The 21287-nt window shown below is 71.5% G+C and carries 19 protein-coding genes; 7 read left to right on the top strand and 12 right to left on the bottom strand.

Features of this window, described 5'->3' with window-relative positions; genetic code table 11:
• Positions 1-147 precede the first annotated feature (147 nt).
• Both Q0D57_RS14760 and Q0D57_RS14755 read left to right on the top strand, forming a co-directional pair.
• On the top strand, positions 148-660 hold the full coding sequence (locus Q0D57_RS14760; protein ID WP_291045392.1) for a hypothetical protein: 513 nt from the start codon (positions 148-150) through the stop codon (positions 658-660).
• On the top strand, positions 657-1841 hold the full coding sequence (locus Q0D57_RS14755; protein WP_291045390.1) for a methyltransferase: 1185 nt from the start codon (positions 657-659) through the stop codon (positions 1839-1841). Before Q0D57_RS14760 ends, Q0D57_RS14755 begins: the two co-directional genes overlap by 4 nt.
• Here the strand turns inward: Q0D57_RS14755 and mptB are convergent.
• On the bottom strand, positions 1819-3495 hold the full coding sequence (gene mptB, locus Q0D57_RS14750; protein ID WP_291045388.1) for a polyprenol phosphomannose-dependent alpha 1,6 mannosyltransferase MptB: 1677 nt from the start codon (positions 3493-3495) through the stop codon (positions 1819-1821). The genes Q0D57_RS14755 and mptB overlap by 23 nt on opposite strands.
• Before the next feature lie 151 nt (positions 3496-3646).
• On the opposite strand from mptB, the gene Q0D57_RS14745 reads away from it, so the two are divergent.
• Positions 3647-5800: an AAA family ATPase gene (locus Q0D57_RS14745; RefSeq protein WP_291045386.1), complete on the top strand. Its 2154-nt coding sequence runs from the start codon at positions 3647-3649 to the stop codon at positions 5798-5800.
• Between the two features lie 207 nt (positions 5801-6007).
• Here Q0D57_RS14745 and Q0D57_RS14740 read toward each other — a convergent pair whose 3' ends face one another.
• The 4 genes from Q0D57_RS14740 to Q0D57_RS14725 form a co-directional block, all read right to left on the bottom strand.
• On the bottom strand, positions 6008-6601 hold the full coding sequence (locus Q0D57_RS14740; protein ID WP_291045384.1) for a nitroreductase family protein: 594 nt from the start codon (positions 6599-6601) through the stop codon (positions 6008-6010).
• Positions 6602-6696: 95 nt separating this feature from the next.
• Positions 6697-8139, bottom strand: coding sequence for a heparan-alpha-glucosaminide N-acetyltransferase domain-containing protein (locus tag Q0D57_RS14735; protein ID WP_291045382.1), 1443 nt, complete (start codon positions 8137-8139; stop codon positions 6697-6699).
• A 22-nt stretch (positions 8140-8161) separates the two neighbouring features.
• Positions 8162-8755: a DedA family protein gene (locus Q0D57_RS14730; RefSeq protein ID WP_291045396.1), complete on the bottom strand. Its 594-nt coding sequence runs from the start codon at positions 8753-8755 to the stop codon at positions 8162-8164.
• A 192-nt stretch (positions 8756-8947) separates the two neighbouring features.
• Positions 8948-9301 (bottom strand): metal-sensitive transcriptional regulator, encoded by a 354-nt coding sequence (locus Q0D57_RS14725; protein WP_291045380.1) that lies wholly within the window; start codon positions 9299-9301, stop codon positions 8948-8950.
• Positions 9302-9315: 14 nt separating this feature from the next.
• Between Q0D57_RS14725 and Q0D57_RS14720 the strand changes: the two genes are divergently transcribed.
• Positions 9316-9903 (top strand): hypothetical protein, encoded by a 588-nt coding sequence (locus Q0D57_RS14720; protein WP_291045378.1) that lies wholly within the window; start codon positions 9316-9318, stop codon positions 9901-9903.
• Positions 9904-9961: 58 nt separating this feature from the next.
• Here the strand turns inward: Q0D57_RS14720 and Q0D57_RS14715 are convergent, their stop codons facing one another.
• From Q0D57_RS14715 to Q0D57_RS14705, 3 genes are read right to left on the bottom strand one after another with little or no spacing between them, the layout of a single operon-like run.
• Complete coding sequence (locus Q0D57_RS14715) at positions 9962-11029, bottom strand: low specificity L-threonine aldolase (RefSeq protein WP_291045375.1); 1068 nt, start codon at positions 11027-11029, stop codon at positions 9962-9964.
• A 29-nt stretch (positions 11030-11058) separates the two neighbouring features.
• Positions 11059-12177, bottom strand: coding sequence for an ABC transporter permease (locus Q0D57_RS14710; RefSeq protein WP_291045373.1), 1119 nt, complete (start codon positions 12175-12177; stop codon positions 11059-11061).
• Positions 12174-13070 (bottom strand): ATP-binding cassette domain-containing protein, encoded by an 897-nt coding sequence (locus tag Q0D57_RS14705; protein ID WP_291045369.1) that lies wholly within the window; start codon positions 13068-13070, stop codon positions 12174-12176. The genes Q0D57_RS14710 and Q0D57_RS14705 overlap by 4 nt, the downstream gene beginning before the upstream one ends.
• Before the next feature lie 232 nt (positions 13071-13302).
• Between Q0D57_RS14705 and Q0D57_RS14700 the strand changes: the two genes are divergently transcribed.
• Positions 13303-13440, top strand: a complete 138-nt coding sequence (locus tag Q0D57_RS14700) for a hypothetical protein (RefSeq protein WP_259525705.1) — start codon at positions 13303-13305, stop codon at positions 13438-13440.
• 12 nt (positions 13441-13452) lie between these two features.
• On the opposite strand, the gene Q0D57_RS14695 is transcribed toward Q0D57_RS14700, so the two are convergent.
• The 4 genes from Q0D57_RS14695 to Q0D57_RS14680 all read right to left on the bottom strand — a co-directional run bounded on the left by Q0D57_RS14695 (position 13453) and on the right by Q0D57_RS14680 (position 18075).
• On the bottom strand, positions 13453-14178 hold the full coding sequence (locus Q0D57_RS14695) for a response regulator transcription factor (RefSeq protein WP_291045366.1): 726 nt from the start codon (positions 14176-14178) through the stop codon (positions 13453-13455).
• Positions 14175-15680, bottom strand: a complete 1506-nt coding sequence (locus Q0D57_RS14690) for a sensor histidine kinase (protein WP_291045365.1) — start codon at positions 15678-15680, stop codon at positions 14175-14177. The genes Q0D57_RS14695 and Q0D57_RS14690 overlap by 4 nt, the downstream gene beginning before the upstream one ends.
• Before the next feature lie 258 nt (positions 15681-15938).
• On the bottom strand, positions 15939-16688 hold the full coding sequence (locus tag Q0D57_RS14685) for an SDR family NAD(P)-dependent oxidoreductase (protein ID WP_291045364.1): 750 nt from the start codon (positions 16686-16688) through the stop codon (positions 15939-15941).
• Positions 16681-18075 (bottom strand): DUF6421 family protein, encoded by a 1395-nt coding sequence (locus Q0D57_RS14680; protein ID WP_291045363.1) that lies wholly within the window; start codon positions 18073-18075, stop codon positions 16681-16683. The genes Q0D57_RS14685 and Q0D57_RS14680 overlap by 8 nt, the downstream gene beginning before the upstream one ends.
• A 162-nt stretch (positions 18076-18237) precedes the next feature.
• Here Q0D57_RS14680 and Q0D57_RS14675 point away from each other — a divergent pair, with 162 nt between their 5' ends.
• Positions 18238-20358 (top strand): acyltransferase family protein, encoded by a 2121-nt coding sequence (locus Q0D57_RS14675; RefSeq protein ID WP_291045361.1) that lies wholly within the window; start codon positions 18238-18240, stop codon positions 20356-20358.
• Between the two features lie 2 nt (positions 20359-20360).
• The gene (locus Q0D57_RS14670; RefSeq protein ID WP_291045393.1) at positions 20361-21281 is read left to right on the top strand and encodes an AEC family transporter; all 921 of its coding nucleotides are present in this window, start codon (positions 20361-20363) and stop codon (positions 21279-21281) included.
• The last annotated feature ends 6 nt before the right edge of the window (positions 21282-21287 follow it).

The raw sequence follows: 21287 nt of genomic DNA, 5'->3' as shown, positions 1-21287 counted from the left end.
CGGCCGGTGTGCTCCGCCCGCTGCACGCTGCATGCTGCGCTCCGCCCGCTGCGCTCCGCCCGCGCGCCCGCCCCGGCCGCTGCGCGCGCCCCCCGCCGCACGCTTCGGCGCGTTGACACCGGCGCACCCGTGCCGGATCATGCCAACATGACGAAAGCTCAGACCACGTCGAAGTGGCGCGGCGTCGTCCTGCTCGCCGGAGTCGTGCAGGGGGCGATCCTCACGATCGGTCCCGCAGCTGTCGGCTGGACGATCGTGCACCTGATGACCATCTCCCTGCTCGAGCTCCTCCTCGCCGGCACGGCCGCGCTCCTGGCTCTCGTCGCGTCGTGGGTGTGCGGCTACCTCGTGCTGCACCGGCGCTCGGTGCCTCGAGCGGCTGCGATCACCTGGTGGACCACCGGGTCGACCCTCGTCATCACATCCGTGTCCGGCGTGATCGTATGGTTCGGAGCGGTCGTGGCCGCGCAGCTGACCATCGCGAGGCTGTGGTCCGGGGCGGCCCTCGAGCCAGTGCTGCTGGCGGCGACGGCGCTGCAGGGCGTCGCGACGATGACGGTCGCCGTCTCCGCATCGCTCGTGGCCGGCGGGTCGTTCCTGCGGTCCCACCGCCATCCGGTTCGGAGCGGTGCGGGGGCAGCGCGTACGGTTGAGGGGTGACCGACTTCTCCTTCGAGGCCCTCCGCCGGTATCCCGATGTCGAAGCCGACAACCTGTTCGCCTCCGACGCGAGCGACCGGCTCATCCTCGACACGGCCGCCGACGACCTCGAGGCCACGGCCGACGAGCCCGGCCGGGTCGTCGTGATCGGCGACCACTACGGCGCCCTCACCCTGGGGGCCGCGGCGGTGCTCGACCTGCACGGCATCCGGGTGCGCCAGGATCCGCTCGCGGGCGAGCTCGCGCTCGCCGCCAACGCGCGTCGGGCCGCGAGCGTCGACCTCAGCGGCCGCTACCGCAGCCTCCCGCTCGGGCGCGAGCTGCTCGAGGGCGCCACCGTGGTGCTGCTGCAGCTGCCGCGGAGCCTCGCCGAGCTCGACGACATCGCGCGCGCGGTGGCCGCGTACGCGCATCCGGATGTCGTGGTCTACGCGGGCGGCCGCGTCAAGCACATGACCACGGGCATGAACGAGGTGCTCGAAGCCTCGTTCACCTCGGTCACCGCCTCGCTCGCCCGGCAGAAGTCGCGCGTGCTCGTGGCCTCGGGGCGGCGCGACGACATCGCTCCCGCCCCCGTGCGGCGCGAGCGGCACGAGGACGCCGGGCTCTGGGTCGCGGCCGTGGGCGGCGCGTTCGCCGGCACCCGGATCGACATCGGCACCCGTCTGCTGCTCAACCACCTCGACGCCGTGGCCCCGCGGGCGGACACGGTCGTCGACCTCGGCTGCGGCACGGGTGTGCTCGCGGCCTCGATGGCGCTTCGGCGACCGGCGCTCCGGGTGGTCGCCTCCGACCAGTCCGCGTCGGCCGTCGCCTCCGCCACGGCGACGATGGAGGCGAACGGGCTCGGCGCATCCGGTGCCCCGGGTTTCGGGGCCGGAGCCGCACGCCCCGGCGGCCCCGTGGAGGTCGTGCGCGACGACGCGCTGAGCACGTTCGGCGACGCGAGCGCCGACGCCGTGCTGCTGAACCCGCCGTTCCACGTGGGGTCCACGGTGCACGCCGGCATCGCCCTCAAGCTCTTCGAGGCGGCCGGCCGGGTGCTCCGGCCCGGGGGCGAGCTGTGGACCGTGTTCAACTCCCACCTCGCCTACCGCGCCGCGCTGCAGCGGGCGGTCGGGCCCACCCGTCAGGTCGACCGCAACGCCAAGTTCACGCTCATGGTGTCGACGAAGCGCTGAACCCCGCGGTGGCGGGCTTCCGGCCCGTTCGCACCAGTGCGAGGGCGCGCCCGGAGCGGCTGCGGGCGTAGACCGCCTCCGCGAGGAGCAGCACACCCGCGATGCCCACGAGCGAGGTGGCGATGACGGCGCTCGGGATGAGTCGCCCGCCGTCCATGCGCTGCACGAGGTCGAGCGGCTCGGCGAGACCGATGAGCATGAAGAAGGCAGTGCCGTAGACGGCGAGACGGATGCGACGGATGCCGTCGAGACCCGCGAGCGCCAGGAACGCGAGCAGCCAGAGGGCGTACCAGGGGTGGATGACGGGGGAGACGAGGGTGATCGCGGCGAAGCAGATGAGGAGCAGCCAGAGCGGGTCGACCCCGCGCCGGGTGATGAGCGCGGCGGCGGCCACGGCGCATCCGGCCGCGAGCAGGGCGATCTTCACGACCGCCTGCACGATCTCGCCGTCGACGCCCACCGCGTTCGCGAAGCCCCCGAGGGTGACGCCCAGGATGTTCGCGGGGGCGTACCAGGACGAGATGGTGGCGGGGGTCGACAGCGCGGCGATCCAGCCCACGCCGACGCCGAGGGCGAAGCCGAGCACCGCGATGCCGCCGAGGGCGATGCCGGTGACGGCGGCCCAGCGGCGGATGAGCGGGCCCCACGCGGGGAGGGCGGGGCCGGCGGGAGCTGTGGCGGTGCCGGTGCCCGTGCCAACGCCGGTGCCGGTGCCGACGCTGGTGCCTGGCGTGCGCGACGCGCGTGACTCTCGGGCGGCCCGCGTCGCATCCACCGCCCAGATGATGCCGACGATCGGCAGGGCGATCACGGCGATGGGCTTCACGCCGATGGCGAGGGCGATGAGCACGGCGCCGAGCACCGGCCGGCGGTCGAGGGCGTAGAAGACGCCGCCCGCGATGAGGCCGAGCATGAGGGAGTCGTTGTGGCCGGCGACCACGAAGTTCATCAGCACGAGCGGGCTCGCGGCGACCAGCCACAGCACGACCGCGGCGTCGCGCCCGCGCCGGTGCGCGATCCGCCACGCGAAGTAGGCCAGGAGCGCGAGCCCCGCCACCGCGATCAGCCGGAAGGCGAACACGCCGACCTCGCTCGGCAGGCTGCCGGTCGCGACGGCCACGATCCGCTCGAGCCAGACGAAGACGGGGCCGTAGGGGGTGGGGGTGTCGGCCCAGAGCGGGTCGACCCCGATGCCGAACCAGCCCGGGATGCTCGAGACGCCGTTCTCATAGGGGTTGAGACCGGCGGCGACGATGCGGCCCTGGGCGAGGTAGGCGAACATGTCGCGGCTGAAGAGGGGGAGGGAGAAGAGGAGGGGGAGTGTCCACGCGGCGGCGGAGACGACGACCGGGGCGGTGCCGGTGCTCTCTGCCGGGCGGCTGCTGCGGGGGCCGCCGGAACTGGGTCGGCGGCCGCGCCTCATCAGCTCGAAGCCGAGCGACAGCCACGCCGCGAGCAGCAGCACGGCGCCGCCCGCCACGAGCACGCCGCTCGCGACCACGGTGCTGCGCGCCCCGCGGAGGGCCGACAGCGCCGCGATGTCGTGCAGCCCGGAGAGCGGAGCGATCCAGCCGACCCCGTAGGAGCCGAGGGTGATGGCGATCGCGCCCGCGATGCCGACGAGCAGGCGGATGCGGGGAGGGAACGGTGCCACGCTTCCACAGGTACCACCCGAGTCTTAACGCCCGCCCAACACTGGTGGGACGTTCGCCGCTCTGCTAAACTTGAGTCAGGTCAACTCAAGTTTGAAGTCCGCCCCTTCGAGCGGCATCCGATCATCATCCAGGAAGAGGGAAACACCGAGAATGGCGACCAACCAGGGAACCCCGAGCGGCGACGAGGCGAAGAGCGCCCTCGAGCAGTACGGCGTCAACCTGACGGAGATCGCGGCGAGCGGCAAGCTCGACCCGGTCATCGGCCGCGACGCCGAGATCCGCCGGGTCAGTCAGGTGCTGACCCGCCGCACCAAGAACAACCCGGTGCTCATCGGCGAGCCGGGCGTCGGCAAGACCGCCGTGGTCGAGGGTCTCGCCCAGCGCATCGTGGCCGGAGACGTCGCCGACTCGCTGAAGGGCAAGCAGCTCGTCTCGCTCGACCTCGCGGCCCTCGTGGCCGGTGCGAAGTACCGCGGCGAGTTCGAGGAACGGCTGAAGGCCGTGCTCAAGGAGATCAACGACGCGGATGGCCAGATCATCACGTTCATCGACGAGCTGCACACCCTCATGGGTGCGGGCGGCGGCGAGGGGTCGGTCGCGGCCTCCAACATGCTGAAGCCCATGCTCGCGCGAGGCGAGCTGCGGCTGATTGGTGCGACCACGCTCGACGAGTACCGCGAGTTCATCGAGAAGGATGCGGCCATGGAGCGCCGTTTCCAGCAGGTGTTCGTGGGCGAGCCGTCGGTGGAGGACACCATCGCCATCCTCCGCGGGCTCAAGGAGCGCTACGAGGCGCACCACAAGGTCTCGATCGCCGACTCGGCGCTCGTGGCCGCGGCATCCCTCTCGAACCGCTACATCCCGGGCCGGCAGCTGCCGGACAAGGCGATCGACCTGATCGACGAGGCGGCCTCGCGCCTGCGCATGGAGATCGACTCGGCGCCCGTCGAGATCGACGAGCTGCGCCGCGGGGTCGACCGGCTGAAGCTCGAGGAGCTCGCGCTGAAGAAGGAGAAGGACGACGCGTCGAAGGAGCGGCTCGCCGCCCTCCGCGAGACCCTCGCGTCGCGGCAGGCGACGCTCGCCGAGCTGCAGGAGCGGTGGGACCGCGAGCGCGCCGCCCTCAACCGCGTGGGCGAGCTCAAGGAGAAGCTCGACAGCGCGCGCATGCGGGCCGAGCGCGCTCAGCGCGAGGGCCAGCTCGAGAAGGCGTCGCGCCTGCTCTACGGCGAGATCCCGCTGCTCGAGCGCTCGCTCGCCGAGGCCGAGGCCGCCGAGGTGGCCGCCGACGGCATCGAGCGCATGGTCAACGACCAGGTGGGCTCGGATGACATCGCGGCCGTGATCGCGGCCTGGACCGGCATCCCCGTCGACCGGCTCACCCAGGGGGAGACCGAGAAGCTGCTGCACCTCGAGGGCGAGCTCGGGCGCCGGCTGATCGGGCAGAAGGCGGCCGTGCAGGCCGTCGCCGACGCGGTGCGGCGCTCGCGTGCGGGCATCTCGGAGGAGGGGCGGCCGACCGGCTCGTTCCTCTTCCTCGGGCCCACGGGTGTGGGCAAGACCGAGCTGGCCAAGGCGCTCGCCGAATTCCTCTTCGACGACGAGAAGGCGCTCATCCGCATCGACATGTCGGAGTACGGCGAGAAGCACTCGGTGGCGCGGCTGCTCGGTGCTCCTCCCGGCTACGTCGGCTACGAGTCGGGCGGCCAGCTCACCGAGGCGGTGCGGCGGCGGCCCTACTCGGTCGTGCTGCTCGACGAGGTGGAGAAGGCGCACCCCGAGGTCTTCGACGTGCTGCTGCAGGTGCTCGACGACGGCCGGCTGACCGACGGCCAGGGGCGCACGGTCGACTTCCGCAACACGCTGCTGATCCTGACGTCGAACCTCGGGTCGCAGTTCCTGGTCGACCCGTCCCTGACGCCGGCCGATCGGGAGACGCTCGTGCAGGCCGCGGTGCGCCAGGCCTTCAAGCCGGAGTTCGTGAACCGGCTCGACGACATCGTGGTGTTCCAGGCGCTGACCGAGGAGGACCTGGCGCAGATCGTGTCGCTCTACGTCGACCGGCTGTCGCAGCGTCTCGCCTCGCGTCGGCTCTCGCTCGCGGTGACTCCGGATGCGCGCACCTGGCTCGCCGAGCGCGGCTACGACCCCATCTACGGGGCCCGGCCGCTGCGCCGTCTCATGCAGAAGCAGATCGACGACCGGCTCGCGATGGCGCTGCTGGCCGGCACCGTGCGCGACGGCGACTCGGTGCGGGTCGACGTGGCGCCGGGCGGCGACGCGCTGACGGTGGCGGCCGACTAGGCCTTTTCAGCCCGCTCGACGCGGACGACGCTCAACGTGGCGGCAACCGGTGCGACATGCGCCTCGGTTGCCGCCACGAGTGGCGTTGTCCGCCACGCGTTGCGTTGCGGGCGCCCCGAAGCCGACGCGTTCAGGCTTGCAGATGTGGCGGCATCCGCGCTCCTGAGAGGGCCGGATGCCGCCACGGGTGCGGTTTCGAACCGCGGGTCAGGGGGTGGGGAGGAGGAGGGTGCTGAGGGGGAGGCGGGTTCGGGGGGAGAGCTCGCGGGCTCGGAGGGTGTCGTCGGGGAGGGCGTCCGGGGAGGCGAGGGTGCCGATGGCCGCCACCGTGAGGGGGACCAGGTGAGCCGGGAGGCCGAAGGCTGACGCGAGGCCGGCGGCGTCGAAGCCGCCCATCTGGTGCACGTGCAGGCCGGTGTGGTGGGCCTGGACGGTGAAGTAGGCCATGGCCTGGCCGAGGTCGTACTCCGCCCAGCGACGGGGCGCGCCGTCATCGCCCGCCGTCTCGGCGACCGCCACCACGAGCGCCCCGGCGCGATCCGCCCAGGCCTGGTTGAAGCCCATCAGGTTCTCCACGACCGTCGCGAACTCCTGGGTGCCACGCCGCGCCACGATGAAGCGGGCCGGCTGCGAGTTGTTCGCCGACGGGGCCCAGCGTGCCGCTTCGAGCGCCGCCGTGAGGCGCTTCTCGTCGAGGGGCTCGGTGGCCTCGAAGGAGCGCGGGCTCCAGCGCTCGGCGAGGGTCGAGTGGATGGGGGTGCTGGTCTCGGCGGTGCGGGACGGGGTGTCGACGATGCTCATGATGGCCTCCGGAAGACGGGTGATGTGCTGCACGCCATCGGGCAGAGGTGGAATCGGACCGCGGTCCGCTTCTGTGCAACGCGGCCGCGGGCGGTTTATTCCGAGGGCGCGGTCCAGCCCCGCGCATCCGCTCGTGGCGGCCACCGCACGAGGCGGGCGGAGAGGCGGCCCGCCCAGGTGACGAGGGTCTCGAGCGGCCCGCGCCGGCCGAGGAAGGTCAGGAACGAGCCGATCAGCAGCGCCACCAGGATGTTCGCGACCCAGAAGCCCCAGCTCGAGAGGAACCAGGGGGTGTCGAGCACCACGTACTCCTGCCAGGTGAGCTCGCCATAGGGCTTGCCGAGCATCACGAGGGTGACCGTGCCGACGAGCAGCACGTGCGCCGAGTAGACGGTGAGGGGAGCCGCCCCGGCACCGAGCACGGGCGACAGGATGCGTCGCGCAAGCGGGGCGAGCACCGTGCCGAGGAGGACGAGCAGGCCGATGACGGTGGTGGAGGATCCGATGGTGAGGAGGAGGTCGAAGGTCGTTCCGGTGTGGGCGGCAGAGGCCGCGAGCATCCAGGGCGAACCGGGGAGCGGCCGGCCTGAGCCCGGGTCGGTGAGGAGGCCGAGCGCCTGCTCCTCCGAGATGCCTAGCTCGGTGGCGAGGCCACGCATGGCGCCGAGCGGACCCTGCGCGAGAGCGGCGAGGGCGATCCCGCCCAGCCAGACCGCCGCGCCGACCGCCGTGAGCTTCGCCGCGACGACCCGCAGGGCGGCGACCCGGCCTGTCGGCCCACCGGATGCGCCGGATGCGCCGGTGCCGCCCCGCGCCGCGAGCAGCGTACGGCCGATGGCCATGCCGACGAGGCCGTACGCGATCCAGATCAGCACGGGATACGTGCCCGTGACGAGCAGCCCCCGGAGCACCGGGAGCGGATCGGCGAGCGAGAGCCAGTTCGGGTTCGAGGCCTCGCGCTCGGTCAGCTGAAACGCCTCGCCGAGGAGGTAGACCGCCACCGGCGCCACCACCGCCACTAGTGCACCGACCGCCACGAGCACCCACCGCGGCCACGTCACCGCGAGCGCGAGGAACCAGAACAGCACGCCGTAGTAGGCGAGGATGACGAAGATCGGGATGTCGAGGAGCGTGAGCGTGAGCCCGATCGCCACGAGCGCGACTCCGCGGCCCACGAGCATCAGGCGAGCCGCACCTGGCCGCCCTTCGCGGATCGGCGCGCGCGTGGCGAGCGCCGCGCCCACCCCCGCGAGCACCGCGAACAGCGCCGACGCCCGCCCCTGGAACTGCTCCGTCGACGCGACGTGCACCCCCGCGACCGAGTCGGCCCACAGCCAGGTGTGCGTGGCCATCATCCCGGCGATCGCCACGAAGCGCGCCAGGTCGAGGCCCAGGATCCGTTCGCGCCCGGACGAACGCTCACCCGACCGCGCATCCGAGCGACCACCCGACAGCGAGGTGCTCGCCCCGCCCGCCGCCGCGATATCGCCGTCGCCCGCACCACCGACATCCGGGAGCCCCGCGTGACCGCTCGTCATGCATCCCCCCGATCGTCGTCGATCAGACGATACCGTCCGTCTGGCCCGAGCGGTGCTTGCGCACCCGGCTGATCACGAACCATCCGACCGCCGCCACGACGACAGCGATCACGACGTACTTCAGGATGTCGGCGTACTGCTCCACGATGTGCCACTGCTCGCCGAGCCAGAAGCCCGCGAGGATGAAGATCGTGTTCCAGATCAGGCTGCCGGCGGTGGTGAGCAGCGCGAACTTCCACACCGGCATCCGTTCGATGCCCGCCGGGATCGAGATCAGGCTGCGGAAGATCGGCAGCATCCGGCCGAAGAACACCGCTTTCGAACCGTGCTTCTTGAACCACTCCTCGGTCTTGTCGACGTCGGACACGTCGACGAGGGGGAGCTTCTTCGCGATCCACTTGATGCGGTCGATGCCGAGCCAGGCGCCGATGCCGTAGAGCGCGAGGGCGCCGATGAGGGAGCCGAGCGTGGTGAAGACGATCGCCGCCACGAGGTTGAGGTCGCCGCGGCTGGCCGCGAAGCCCGCGAGCGGCAGGATGATCTCGCTCGGGATGGGCGGGAACAGGTTCTCGACGGCCACCGCGATGCCGGCACCGGGAGCGCCGAGGGTCTCCATGAGCCCCACGACCCAGTCGCCGACGGCGCCGAGACTCGAGTCGCCGGATGCGCCACCGCCGCCGCCCTCCCCACCGGGGGAGTCGGAGGCTGCGCTGAGGAGGAGGAAGGATGGGTCGGCAGGGGCCAGGCTCATGCCACCCAACCTACTGGGGCCGAACTGAAGCGGCGCTGAAAGACCGGATGGCCCGGCTCAGGAGCGCACGAGCCGGGCGATGGCCGCGGAGGCCTCCTTGAGCTTCGCGTCGGCGACGTCGCCGCCCTCGGCCACGGCCTCGACCACGCAGTGCGCGAGGTGCTCCTCGAGAAGGCCGAGCGCGACCGACTCGAGTGCGCTCGTGACCGCCGAGATCTGGGTGAGGATGTCGATGCAGTACTTCTCCTCGTCGACCATGTTCTGCAGGCCGCGCGCCTGGCCCTCGATGCGCTTCAGCCGCTTGAGGTACACATCCTTGTTGGAGATGTAGCCGTGGTGGGCATGGCCCGCGCCGGCCTGCACCGTGTCGCCCTGGCCCGCGTGGGCTGCGGTCTCATCGTGGTCGCTCATGCTTCGATTCTCTCGTGTCCGAGACCGAGCCCCTGCAGGAACCGGCGGATCCGCAGTCCGCGGACAGGCATCCGGCTGTCGCCACCCGGCAACGCATCACGGGCGTGCTGCTCATCGGCATGTGCGTGGTGGTGTGGTGGCCGGCCTTCACGATCGGCGCGTGGGGTGAACCGTTCTTCGACCAGGCGCTCGGCGTGTGGGCGGCGTCGACCGCGGCCCTGATCGTGGTGCTGCTCGAGCGCCGACGCCGGGGTGGGCGGAAGGTCTGGCGGGTGCTGGCACTGCTGACCCCGACGCTGTGGCTGGTGCTGAGCTTCGTGGTGCAGGATGCCTCCGACGACGCCGTGCTCGCCGTCGCCGTCATCGGCGTGGTCGTGGCGGTGCTCGCGCTCCCAACCGCGATCTGGGTGCTGGCGCGCATGGTGTGGCCGGAGCTCGGCGAGACCACCTGGAAGGAGCGGCTGATCGTGCTCGGGGCCGTGGGCTTCATCGCGGTCGCGTCGTTCCTGCTCGGCGCGAACCACTCGAGGTTCCTCACCTGCGAGGACTTCAGTCTCAGCGGCAACTCCGAGCCGCCCGGCTGCACGCCCGCTGACGAGTAACTACAGATCTGCGGGGGAGCGACCCCGTATACGGCGTCGGTCGTGCAGATTCGCGTAGTTACTCGGGGGCGACGGCGGCGAGCTCCCGGCGGAGGGCCGCTGCGAAGGCGTCGATGTCGTCGGGGGTGGTGTCGAAGGCGCACATCCAGCGCACCTCGCCCGTGGCGGGGTTCCAGTCGTAGAAGCGGAACGACTCGCGGAGCCGGTCGGCGACTCCGGCGGGCACGATCGCGAAGACCGCGTTCGACTGGGTCGCCTGGGTGAGCGTCACGCCTGGCAGCCCCTCGACCGCGCTCCGCAGCCTGGCCGCCATCGCGTTCGCGTGCGACGCGGACCGGAGCCACAGGTCGCCCTCGTAGAGCGCGATCAGCTGCGCCGAGACGAACCGCATCTTCGAGGCCAGCTGCATGTCGAGCTTGCGCAGGAACGGGATGCCGGCGACGGCCTCCGGGTTCAGCACCACCACGGCCTCGCCGTAGAGCAGGCCGTTCTTGGTGCCGCCGAGCGAGACCACGTCGACCCCGGCATCCGTCGTGAACGCCCGGAGGGGCGCGTCGAGCGACGCGGCGGCGTTGGAGATGCGCGATCCGTCGAGGTGCACCCTCATACCGAGCGAGTGCGCGTGCTCCGTGATGGCCGCGATCTCGTCGACCGAGTAGGCGGTGCCGAGCTCGGTGGTCTGGGTGATCGAGACGGCGAGCGGCTGCGCCCGGTGCTCGTCGCCCCAGCCCCAGGCCTCCACATCGATGAGGTCGGGCGTGAGCTTGCCGTCGGGCGTGGGCACGGTGAGGAGCTTGAGGCCGGCGACCCGCTCGGGCGCCGCGTTCTCGTCGGTGTGGATGTGCGCGGTGCTCGCGCAGACGACGGCACCCCAGCGCGGCAGCATCGACTGCAGGCCCACCACGTTCGCACCCGTGCCGTTGAAGACCGGGAACGCCTCGGCCTGAGCGCCGAAGTGGTCGCGCAGCACCTCCTGCAGGCGGGCCGTGTAGACGTCCTCGCCGTAGGCGATCTGGTGGCCGCCGTTCGCGCGGGCGAGAGCCTCGAGCACCTCGGGGTGCACGCCGGCGTAGTTGTCCGAGGCGAAGCCGCGGGTGGTGGGGTCGTGGAGGGGTGTCGTGGTCACCCCTCCAGTCTCTCAGCCTCCCGGCGCCCTCAGCCCTTCAGCGCGTCGCGCAGCTTGATGCGGGCGCCTGTGCGCAGCAGCGAGTTGGAGTAGATGCGCGATCCGATGCCGATGATGACGACGGTGGTGGCCGCGAGCACCGCGAGGGAGACCAGGGGCTCCCACCACGCGGCGTCGCCGAGGAAGAGCCGGAGCGGCATGCCGATCGGCGCCGAGAACGGCACGTACGACATGATCGCCATGATCGTCTCGTTCGAGTTGAAGAAGATCACGAGGAAGTACGGGATCATCACGAGCGTCGTGACGGGTGAGGTGACCGAGGCCACCTCCTCCTGCCGCGAGACGAGGGCCGCCGTGGCCGCGTAGAGCGCGGCGATGAGCACGAAGCCGAAGACGAAGAACACGATGAACCAGGCGATGGCGGGCCCCAGGAGGCCGAGCAGCGCCGATTGGCCGGTGACCGAGAGCCCGAGCACGCTCATCGCCGCGATCAGGGCGATCTGCCCGAAGGCCAGGATGCTGTTGCCCACCACCTTGCCCGCCATGAGCTCGCGCGCCGAGATGGTGGAGAGGAGGATCTCGACCACGCGGGTCTGCTTCTCCTCCACGACGCTCTGCGCGATGGTGGAGCCGAAGGTCACGGCCGACATGAAGAACACGACACCGAAGGCGATGCCGATGAGGTAGCTGAGGAAGCCGTCGTCGCTGTCGCCCGGCTCGAGCAGCTGCACCGGTGGTGCCACGCTGAGCAGGGAGACGAGGGTGCCGGGCGCCTCGTCGAGGGCCACGAGCTCGTAGCCCAGCTCGGTGTCGGCGGGGAGCACGGCCGCCTCGACGGTGCCGTCGCGCACGAGCGACTCCGCCTCGTCTGCCGAGGCCGCCTCGGTCACGTCGAGGCCCTGCACGCCCTCGACCACCGACGCCGTGCCCGCCACCGCGGCCACCTTCGGGGCCGAGCTCGTGGAGCTGAGGATGCCGCCGACGATGATCGAAGCGAGGATCGCGAGCAGCAGGACGGCCGTCGAGATGAGGAACGACTTGCTGCGGAGCCGCATCGTGAGCTCGCGCTGGGCGACGAGCCACGTGCCCTTCACGAGGCCCGGCAGGGCGGGGCGGGCATCGGCGCGGCGGTGGGTGGTGGCGCTCATGCCACGACCTCCTTGAAGATCTGGGCGAGGGTGGGATGGAGGGGTGTGAAGCGGGCCACGGGTCCGGATGCGAGGGCGCGGGTGAGCACGGCCTGCGCGGCGGCGAGACCCTCGTCGCCGCGGTCGACCTCGAACTGGGCGTAGTTGCCGTCGAGGTCGACGACCCGCACGCCGTCGACCTCGCGCACCCAGCCGGCGTCGGCCGTGAGCTCGATCTCGTAGCGGGGCTCGGAGTGCTCGGCCCGGAGGCTCTCCCGGGAGCCGGCGGCGCGGATCGTTCCGCCGGCGATCACCACGAGGTCGTCGCAGAGCCGCTCGACGATGTCGAGCTGGTGCGAGGAGAACAGCACGGGGGCGCCCCCCGCGGCGTGCTCGGTGAGCACGGCCTGCACGGTCTCGACCGCCATCGGATCGAGGCCCGAGAAGGGCTCGTCGAGCACGAGCACCTCGGGATCGTGCACGAGGGCCGCGGCGATCTGGGCGCGCTGCTGGTTGCCGAGCGAGAGGCTCTCGACGGTCTCGTTCGCGCGCTCGCCGAGGCCGAGTCGTTCGAGCAGGTCGTCCGTGCTCCGCTTGGCGGCCTGGGGCGTCATGCCGTGCAGGCGGCCGAGGTAGACGATCTGCTCGGCGACCTTCATCTTGGGGTAGAGGCCGCGCTCCTCCGGCATGTAGCCGAAGAGGGCGCGGTCGGCGGGGGTGAGGCGCGTGCCGTCGAGCGCGACGGTGCCGGAGTCGCTCGAGAGCACGCCCAGGATGATGCGCATCGTCGTGGTCTTGCCGGCACCGTTGCCGCCGACGAAGCCCGTCATCCGGCCGGCGCCGACGGTGAAGCTCACACCGTCGAGCACCCGGCGCGAGCCGAAGCTGCGGGAGATGTCGTCTACTTCGAGCATGGTCGACCTTTCGTTGCGGTGCTTCCACGCTAGGGCGGGGGTGAGGGGTGGGCATCCGCCTTGCGGTGGGGGCGGCTCCGCCGTGCGGGGGAATGCGGGGGTGGTGGGTGCGGATGCCGGCCGTCGTGACCGCGCGGGCCCGCTGACAATGTGCCCAGGTGGTCGTGGACCGCTGTTGCAGGGCATAACCTTCGGATACCGAGCCATCGTGGCTTGCGATGGAGGAAGCACCATGGCTGAGAAATCCGCACGCAAGGCGGTCGCGAAGCCCGCGGCCCGCTCTCTCAAGGAGAAGCGCGCCGACAAGAAGGCGAAGTCGGACGTGAAGGACCACTCGGCCGACGCGGTCTCGGGCGTCAAGAAGAAGTAGCGGCTCCGGCGGTCAGCTGCGACCGGGCACGGCGATGCCGTTCTCGTAGGCGAAGACGACCGCCTGGATGCGGTCGCGGAGGCCGAGCTTCTGCAGGATCTTGGAGACGTGCGTCTTGACCGTCGCCTCGCCCAGGTAGAGCTCGCCCGCGATCTCGCTGTTGGAGCGCCCGGCGGCGAGCAGCTCGAGCACCTCGCGCTCGCGGTCGGTGAGGTCGGCGAGCGCGGCGGCAGCCGGGTGAGCGGCGGCCCGCGGAGTGGCGGCGACCGGTGTCGCCTCGTGTGGCTGCGCCCGCGGACGAGTCGTGAAGCCCTCGATCACGCGACGGGTGACATCCGGAGACAGCAGCGCGTCGCCCCGCGCGATCACCTGCACCGCGGCCACCAGATCCTCAGGCGACGAATTCTTCAGCACGAAGCCGCTCGCGCCGGCCTCGAGGGCCTCGAAGAGGTAGTCGTCGCGATTGAAGGTCGTGAGGATGAGGATGCCGGCGCGGGTGCCGGCCGCGATCAGCTCGCGGGTGGCGGCGAGGCCGTCGAGGTCGGGCATCTGCACGTCCATGCACACGACGTCGGGCTGCAGCGCGCCCACGAGCTCGACGGCCTCGCGACCCGTACGGGCCTCGCCCACGACGTCGATGCCGTCCTCCGACTCGAGGATGATGCGGAGGCCGACGCGCACGAGATCCTGGTCGTCGGCCAGCACGACCCGGATGCGCTCGGGCGTCTCGTCGGTCATCGGGGGGTCCTCTCGGTGGGGGCGGGCGTGGGGGTGGTGTGCGCGGTGGGGTCGAGGGCGGCCGCGGTGGTGGGTGCCTCGGATGCGGCGCCGGGTGCGCCGGATGCGGCGGTGGCGGTGGGTGCATGGGTGCCGGTGGGCGCATCGGCGGCGCGCTTCGGGGTGAGGGGCAGGGTGGCGCGCACGCGGTAGCCGCCGCGGGGCTTCGGGCCGATCTCGATGGTGCCGCCGACCGCAGCGACTCGCTCGCGCATGCCGATCTGGCCGAGGCCGGATCCGGAGGTGGAGGTGATGGCGGTGGTGGTGGCGGTGGTCGACGAGGTCGATGTGGCGGCGGTCGACGCGGTCGCACCGGCACCTGCGCCCGCAGCGGCCGCGCCTGCACCAGTGTCGCTCACGTCGATCTCGATCCGGTCGTCGAGGTAGCGCAGCCGCACGTCGGCCTCGGCCCGGCTTCCGCCGTGCTTGCGCACGTTCGTGAGCGACTCCTGCGCGATCCGGTAGACGCTGAGCCCGATCACGGGCGGCACCGGCACGACCTCGCCGACGGTCGAGAACGTGACGGGCAGTCCCGCGGCCCGCACCTCGCCCACGAGCTCGTCGAGCTGGGCGATGCCGCGGGTGGAGGCCGAGCGGCTCGCCTCGGGGTCGCCGGACTGGCGGAGCGCTCCGAGCATCCGGTGCAGCTCGTCGACGGCCTCGCGCGCGTTCGTCTCGATGACCGTGAGCGACTCGACCGCCCGGGGATCGGCGTCGCCCTTGGCGAGCACGCGGCGAGCGGCACCGGCCTGGAGCCCCATGACCGAGACGTGGTGCGCGACCACGTCGTGGAGCTCCCGCGCGATGCGCACCCGCTCGAGCTCGACGGCCTGGCGGCTGCTCACCTCGCGCTCCCGTTCGAGCTCGAGCGTGCGCTGCTCGAGCGCGTCGCGCTGGCGGGCCGAGGCGTAGGAGGCGTTGCCGAACACGTAGGCCGCCCCGAAGTAGAGCAGGTTCGTGACGAGCTGGATGGCGGCGACCGCGACGTACTGCGACAGCCAGCCCTCCTGATCCGAACCCGGGATGGCCTCGGGGTTGCTGACCTGCATCACGACGAGTCCGACGAGCCACAGCACCATGCCGATGGCGATCAGGATGCGCACCACGCGCGCGAGCAGCCGGTTGGCGCTCCACGCGCCCACCGAGTAGAAGGCGATGAAGAGGCAGATGTTGGCGAACAGCTGCTCCCAGACGGCGAGGTTCTGGCCGATCACGAAGGTGGCGGTCACGACGAGGGCCACGAGCACGGGGAAGCGGCGCCGGAACGCGAGCGAGCCGGCGATCACCATGGCCCAGATGGCCGCGCCCCACCAGGGGGCGTGCGATTGCGGGATGGCGCCGACGTAGAGGAACCAGCTGAGCCACGCGGCTACCGCGAGCACTCCGGCGACGATGGCGTCCCGGCGGTAGCCCGCGGCACCGGGGCGCGGCCTGACCCAGTCGTCGGTGGTGGCGGAGGTCATCCCTCCACGCTAGCGACGTTCCCCGGGCCCGCCATCCGTCGCGCGGATGAGCGGGCACCGCCCGGGACGCGCGTTCGCGGACTTCGCCACACCTTCCGCGATCCGGCCGCCATCAGCCGGTGATCGCCCGCAGACGTGGCGAACTCCGCGCTTCACCGCCTGTGACCGATTCGAAACCGCATCCGCGGCGGAAACCGCGGCGCTGGAGAGCTCGGTGGTCGTCAGGAGTGCGACTTCGAACCGCCGGGAGCGATGGGCTCAGGTGAGCACGCGGCGGGTGCCGTTGAGCTCGGCTGCGGGGGAGTCCCAGAGCGCCACGACCGCGTCGGCCAGGGTGGAGACGTCGGTGAAGCCCGGGAACCGGCGCTCGGGGCTCGCCGCGCGCATCCGCTCGTCGACGAGGGCCTTGACCGCGAAGACCACCGCCGCCGCCCGCAGGCCGGCCTGGTCGGCGGCGAAGCCGTCGGCGAGCGAGCGCAGCCACGATTCGGAGGCCGCCTTGGCCGCCGTGTAGTCGGCCCCGGATGCCGTGGGCGCGTCGACCGAGACCGACGAGACGAACACCACCCGCCCCGCCGGTGAGGCCACGAGCGCCGGATAGAGGGCACGGACGGTGTTGCGGAGCGTTCGGAACGAGCGCTCCATGGCGGCCCAGCCCTCGTCGGTCTGACCCGTGATGCCGTCGCCGCCGACCCAGCCGCCCACGAGGTGGACGAGCCCGTCGACCGCACCCGTCGCCTCAGCCAGGGAGGTGACGGCCGCCGGGTCGGTCAGATCGCACACCGCGGTCGAGACCCCCGGCACGCGCTCGGCGAGGGCGGCGAGCCGCTCCTCGGAGGAGCCCACCGCCACCACGACGGCCCCGGCGGCGACGAGCGCGGCGCACGCGGCGACGCCCGACTCGCTCGTCGCGCCGGCCACCACGACAGTCCGCCCGCGCGCCCCGCCGCCCGAGCCCGCGCCATCCGAACCGTCGGTAGGTGCGGAGACGACCTGATCCTCACTCATCGGCGCCCGTGATCCCCGCGGTCGAGGCGATGACGTCGCGCATCTTCTTCTCGAGGGCCTCGTAGAACATCGAGAGGGGGAACTCGTCGTCGAGCACCGCATCCGTGAGCCCCCGCGGCGGCCCGTCGAGCGGGAGCGCCGAGCGACCCGCAGCCCACACCGACGCCGGGTGCGGCGTGACCGTGGTGGTGATGAGCTCGTAGGCCGCGAGCCAGTGCGCGGTCTTGGGGCGGTCGATCGAACGCCAGTAGAGCTCGTCGATGGCGTCGCCGAGCGCCGTGACGGCTGGGGCGACCTCGGGCCAGTCGATGGTGAGGCGCGTGTCGGTCCAGTGCAGCACGCCGCGCTGGTGCAGCCAGGCGAAGAGCAGCTGGCCGCCGAGGCCGTCGTAGTTGCGCACGCGCGAGCCCGTGATGGCGAAGCGGAAGATGCGGTCGAACAGCACCGCGTACTGCACGAGCGCGGCGTGCTTGCGCAGCTCCGCCGAGCCCTCATCGCCCTTCGCGGTCTCGGCGCGCTCGACCTTCACGGCCTCGCGGAACGCCGTGAGGTCGCAGCGCAGCTCCTCGAGCGAGTAGAGGAAGAACGGCATGCGCTGCTTGATCATGAACGGATCGAACGGCAGGTCGCCGCGCATGTGCGTGCGGTCGTGGATGAGATCCCACATCACGAACGTGCGCTCGGCGAGCTCCTGGTCGTCGAGCAGCTCCTGGGCGTCGGCCGGCAGCTCGAGCCGCGTCACCTCGGCCGCGTGCCGCACCACCCGGCGGAACCGGGCCGCCTCCCGGTCGGCGAAGATGCCGCCCCAGGTGAACGGGATGACCCGCGAGGTGGCCACCGACTCGGGGAAGAGCACGGCCGAGTTCGTGTCGTAGCCCGCCGTGAAGTCGAGGAACCGGATCGGCAGGAACAGCGCGTTCGAGTAGTCACCGGCCTCGAGCTCGGCCACGAACGAGGGCCAGACCACCTCGAACAGCACCGCCTCGATGTGCCGGTCGGTGCTGCCGTTCTGCGTGTACATGGGGAACACCACGAGGTGCTGCACGCCGTCGACCCGATCGGCCGCCGGTGCGAAGGCCTCGAGCGCCGCCACGAAGTCGGGGATGCCGAAGCCCCCGTCGGCCCAGGCCGCGAAGTCGCCGTCGAGCGCCTCGAGGTAGTCGGCGTCGTGCGGGAAGCGAGGGGCGAGCGCCGTGACCGACGAGCGGATGCGCTGCACGAGCGTGCGGGCGAGCGGGTGGTCGACGGGGTCGGGCACCGATCCGTCTTTCACCTGCAGCGCCTGGAGGGAGGCGACCGCGGACTTCAGCTCCAGCCAGGCGGCGTCTTCGACGACCTCGGGTTCTCCGATGATGGGCAGAGCGGTGCGCTCGGGGCGTGTGGACATGGTGGAACCTCCAATCGATCGTCTCCTCGAGCCTAGGCGCAACGCATCCGCTCTTCTTTGACCTGGCCTGCACTTCTTTGCGTGGAACCCCCGAGTTGGCGCGGGTAATCGCCGACCGCTGCCTCTCAGGCTCGCGAGTGCGCCCCGGGTAGCATGGACGCGATGAGAACGAAGACGGGCACGCCCGATGCCCCGACCGCCGCCTCAGGCCTCGCCGGCAAGCCCGACCACTTCCTTCCTCACATCCAGGGCCTCCGCGCCATCGCCGTGCTGCTCGTGGTGGTCTACCACTTCTGGCCCGGTCGCCTGAGCGGCGGCTACATCGGCGTGGACGTCTTCTTCGTGATCTCGGGCTTCCTCATCACCCAGCAGCTCGCGCGCCAGCTCGAGCGCACCGATCGCATCGCGCTGCCGAGCTTCTACGCCAAGCGCGCCCGTCGCCTCCTTCCCGCCGCGATCACCGTGCTCGTCTTCGCGAGCCTCGCGACCCTGTTCGTGATGCCGCTGTCGAGTCTGACCGAGAACGTGCGCGAGATCCTCGCCTCCACCTTCTATGTGGAGAACTGGGTCCTCGCGGCCAACTCTGTGGACTACCTCGCCGCCGCCAACGAGGCGAGCCTCGTGCAGCACTACTGGTCGCTCTCGCTCGAGGAGCAGTTCTACCTGTTCTGGCCCGTGCTGCTGCTCGGCGCCTCGGTCTTCGCGGTGAAGGTCCTGAAGAGACGGAAATGGGTGGGCCTCGTCGGCGTGCTCGCCGTCGTGGGCGTCGTGAGCTTCGCCCTCTCCGTGTTCGTGACCGCCACCGATCCGGCCGCCGCCTATTTCGTGACCTACACGCGGGTGTGGGAGTTCGCCGTGGGCGGCGCGCTCGCGCTGCTGCCGAGGCTCCGCCCCACGAAGGCGTGGCTGTCGAACGTGCTCGGCTACGGCGGCGTGATCGTGATCCTCGCCTGCGGCTACCTCTTCGACAAGTCCACGCCGTTCCCCGGCTACATGGCCGCCATCCCGGTGCTCGCGACCGCCGCCGTGATCGTGAGCCACCACCGCGCCAAGCCGTGGGACGCGGGTCGCGTGCTGAGCATCCGCCCGGTGAGCTTCATCGGCGACATCTCCTACTCCCTCTATCTGTGGCACTGGCCGCTGATCGTGATCGCCCCCTACATCCCGGGCTGGGGCCTCACCACCGCGCACCGGCTCGCGCTGTTCGCCTTCTGCTTCGTGATCGCGTGGCTGACCAAGCGCTTCATCGAGGATCCGACCCGGCAGTGGCGGTTCTTCACCACCCGCAAGCCCCGCGCGACCCTCGTCGGCGTGATCGCCGCGATGGCCGTGTCGACCCTCTTCGTGGGCGGGGCCTGGGCCGTGCAGCAGCCCAAGTACGACGCGGAGGCCAGCCAGCTCGCCCAGACCCTCGAGAGCCCGCCGGAGTGCTTCGGTGCCGCGAGCGGCCCCACCGACGGCCTGCGGCCGATCGCGCCGCTCTGCGAGAACCCCGAGCTCGCGACCGAGATCATCCCGAGCCCCGGGTTCGGCAACGCCGACCGGCCCCGGCACCCGGAGTGCCTCAGCACCCTCAACGATGCGAGCGTCCGCGACTGCACCTTCGGCAGCGACGCTCCGGATGCCCCCCAGGTCGCCCTCATCGGCGACAGCCACGCCTACGCGCTGATGGATCCCTTCGTGGAGATGGCCGAGCGGAACGGCTGGCAGCTCACGACCTACCTCAAGGGCGGCTGCCCGTGGTCGACGACGCCGCTCGCGGCCCGTGACGCGTTCGCGATCTCATGCGACGACTGGCGCAGCGACCTCACCGCCCAGCTCGAGGCGCACGAGCCCTTCGACGCCGTCTTCACCGCCGCGCTGACCGACCGCAACGTGCCGGGCACCGAGGAGGACGACCAGACGGCCGCGACCGGTTACGCCGACGCCTGGTCGCCGGTGTTCGAGACGGGCACGCCGATCGTGACCCTCGTGGACAACCCCCTGTGGGAGGACGACCCCAACAAGTGCCTCCGCACCGAGGACGCCTCGGCGTGCACGTTGCCGCGCGACGAGGGCCTCGCCGAGTTCGACCCCATCGCCATGGCGGCCGTGGGTGCCGCGGCCGAGGGCCGGGATGTCACGCTGCTCGACTTCAGCGACACCTACTGCACGGCCGAGGAGTGCGCGGCCGTCGTGGGCGGCGCCAACGTCTACCGCGACACCGACCACCTCACGCGCACCTTCGCGTTCACCCTGGGCCCATTCCTGGAACGCGCGGTGAATGAGGCGCTGGCCCGGTGAGCGTGCTCGGGGTCCTGACCGGCTTCGCCATCATCGGCTTCGTCATCCTGGTCGGCTACGTGGTGCAGCGCATCGGCATCCTGCCACCGGATGCGCGCCTCGTGCTCAACCGGGTCGCCTTCTTCGTGGCGACGCCCGCGCTGCTGTTCACCGTGCTCGCGCGCTCGCACCCCACGGCGATCTTCTCGGGCCCCATCCTCGTGACGCTCATCTCGGTGCTCATCAGCGCGGGGCTCTACCTCGTGGCGTCGCGCCTGTGGTTCCGACGGCCGGTCGCCGAGACGACCGTGGGCACGGCGGCCTCCGCCTACGTGAACGCCAACAACATCGGCCTTCCCGTGGCGACCTACGTGCTCGGCAACCCCGGCCTCGTCGCACCCGTGCTGCTGCTGCAGCTCATCGTGCTCGCGCCGATCACGCTCACGGTGCTCGACATCGCGACCCGCGGATCCGCCTCCGCCCGCTCGATCCTCACCCAGCCGCTCCGGAACCCGATGATCATCGCCTCGCTCGCCGGTCTCGTCTGCGCCCTGTTCGAGTACCTGCCGCCGGAGCCGGTGCTCGCGCCGCTCGAGCTCATCGGCGGAGCCGCGATCCCGCTCGTGCTGCTCGCGTTCGGCATGTCGCTCGTGGGGCAGAAGCCGCTGCAGCCGGGGCAGGGGCGCACCGAGATCATCGTCTCCTCCGCCATCAAGCTCGTGGTGATGCCGATCGTCGCGTTCCTGTTCGGGCGGTTCGTGTTCGGGCTCTCCGGCGTCGAGCTGTTCGGGGTCGTGGCGCTCGCCGCGCTGCCGACGGCGCAGAACATCTACAACTTCGCCGCCCGCTACCAGCGCGGTGTCATCCTGGCGCGGGACACCGTGCTCGTGACGACGATCGGGTCGGTCCCGGTGCTCGTGCTCGTGGCGGCCCTGCTGGCGTAGGGGGCG

Source organism: Herbiconiux sp., from assembly GCF_023264895.1.
Taxonomy (GTDB): domain Bacteria; phylum Actinomycetota; class Actinomycetes; order Actinomycetales; family Microbacteriaceae; genus Herbiconiux.
This window is presented reverse-complemented; position numbering and strand designations above follow the sequence as displayed.

Coding starts and splice junctions, on each gene's coding strand:
- Q0D57_RS14705 (WP_291045369.1), bottom strand. CDS start 13,070: ATGCTCGAAGTAGACGACATCTCCCGCAGCTTCGGCTCGCGCCGGGTG.
- Q0D57_RS14745 (WP_291045386.1), top strand. CDS start 3,647: ATGGCGACCAACCAGGGAACCCCGAGCGGCGACGAGGCGAAGAGCGCC.
- Q0D57_RS14760 (WP_291045392.1), top strand. CDS start 148: ATGACGAAAGCTCAGACCACGTCGAAGTGGCGCGGCGTCGTCCTGCTC.
- Q0D57_RS14710 (WP_291045373.1), bottom strand. CDS start 12,177: ATGAGCGCCACCACCCACCGCCGCGCCGATGCCCGCCCCGCCCTGCCG.
- Q0D57_RS14740 (WP_291045384.1), bottom strand. CDS start 6,601: ATGAGCATCGTCGACACCCCGTCCCGCACCGCCGAGACCAGCACCCCC.
- Q0D57_RS14730 (WP_291045396.1), bottom strand. CDS start 8,755: ATGGAGACCCTCGGCGCTCCCGGTGCCGGCATCGCGGTGGCCGTCGAG.
- Q0D57_RS14700 (WP_259525705.1), top strand. CDS start 13,303: ATGGCTGAGAAATCCGCACGCAAGGCGGTCGCGAAGCCCGCGGCCCGC.
- Q0D57_RS14695 (WP_291045366.1), bottom strand. CDS start 14,178: ATGACCGACGAGACGCCCGAGCGCATCCGGGTCGTGCTGGCCGACGAC.
- Q0D57_RS14735 (WP_291045382.1), bottom strand. CDS start 8,139: ATGACGAGCGGTCACGCGGGGCTCCCGGATGTCGGTGGTGCGGGCGAC.
- Q0D57_RS14675 (WP_291045361.1), top strand. CDS start 18,238: ATGAGAACGAAGACGGGCACGCCCGATGCCCCGACCGCCGCCTCAGGC.
- Q0D57_RS14680 (WP_291045363.1), bottom strand. CDS start 18,075: ATGTCCACACGCCCCGAGCGCACCGCTCTGCCCATCATCGGAGAACCC.
- Q0D57_RS14685 (WP_291045364.1), bottom strand. CDS start 16,688: ATGAGTGAGGATCAGGTCGTCTCCGCACCTACCGACGGTTCGGATGGC.
- Q0D57_RS14690 (WP_291045365.1), bottom strand. CDS start 15,680: ATGACCTCCGCCACCACCGACGACTGGGTCAGGCCGCGCCCCGGTGCC.
- Q0D57_RS14725 (WP_291045380.1), bottom strand. CDS start 9,301: ATGAGCGACCACGATGAGACCGCAGCCCACGCGGGCCAGGGCGACACG.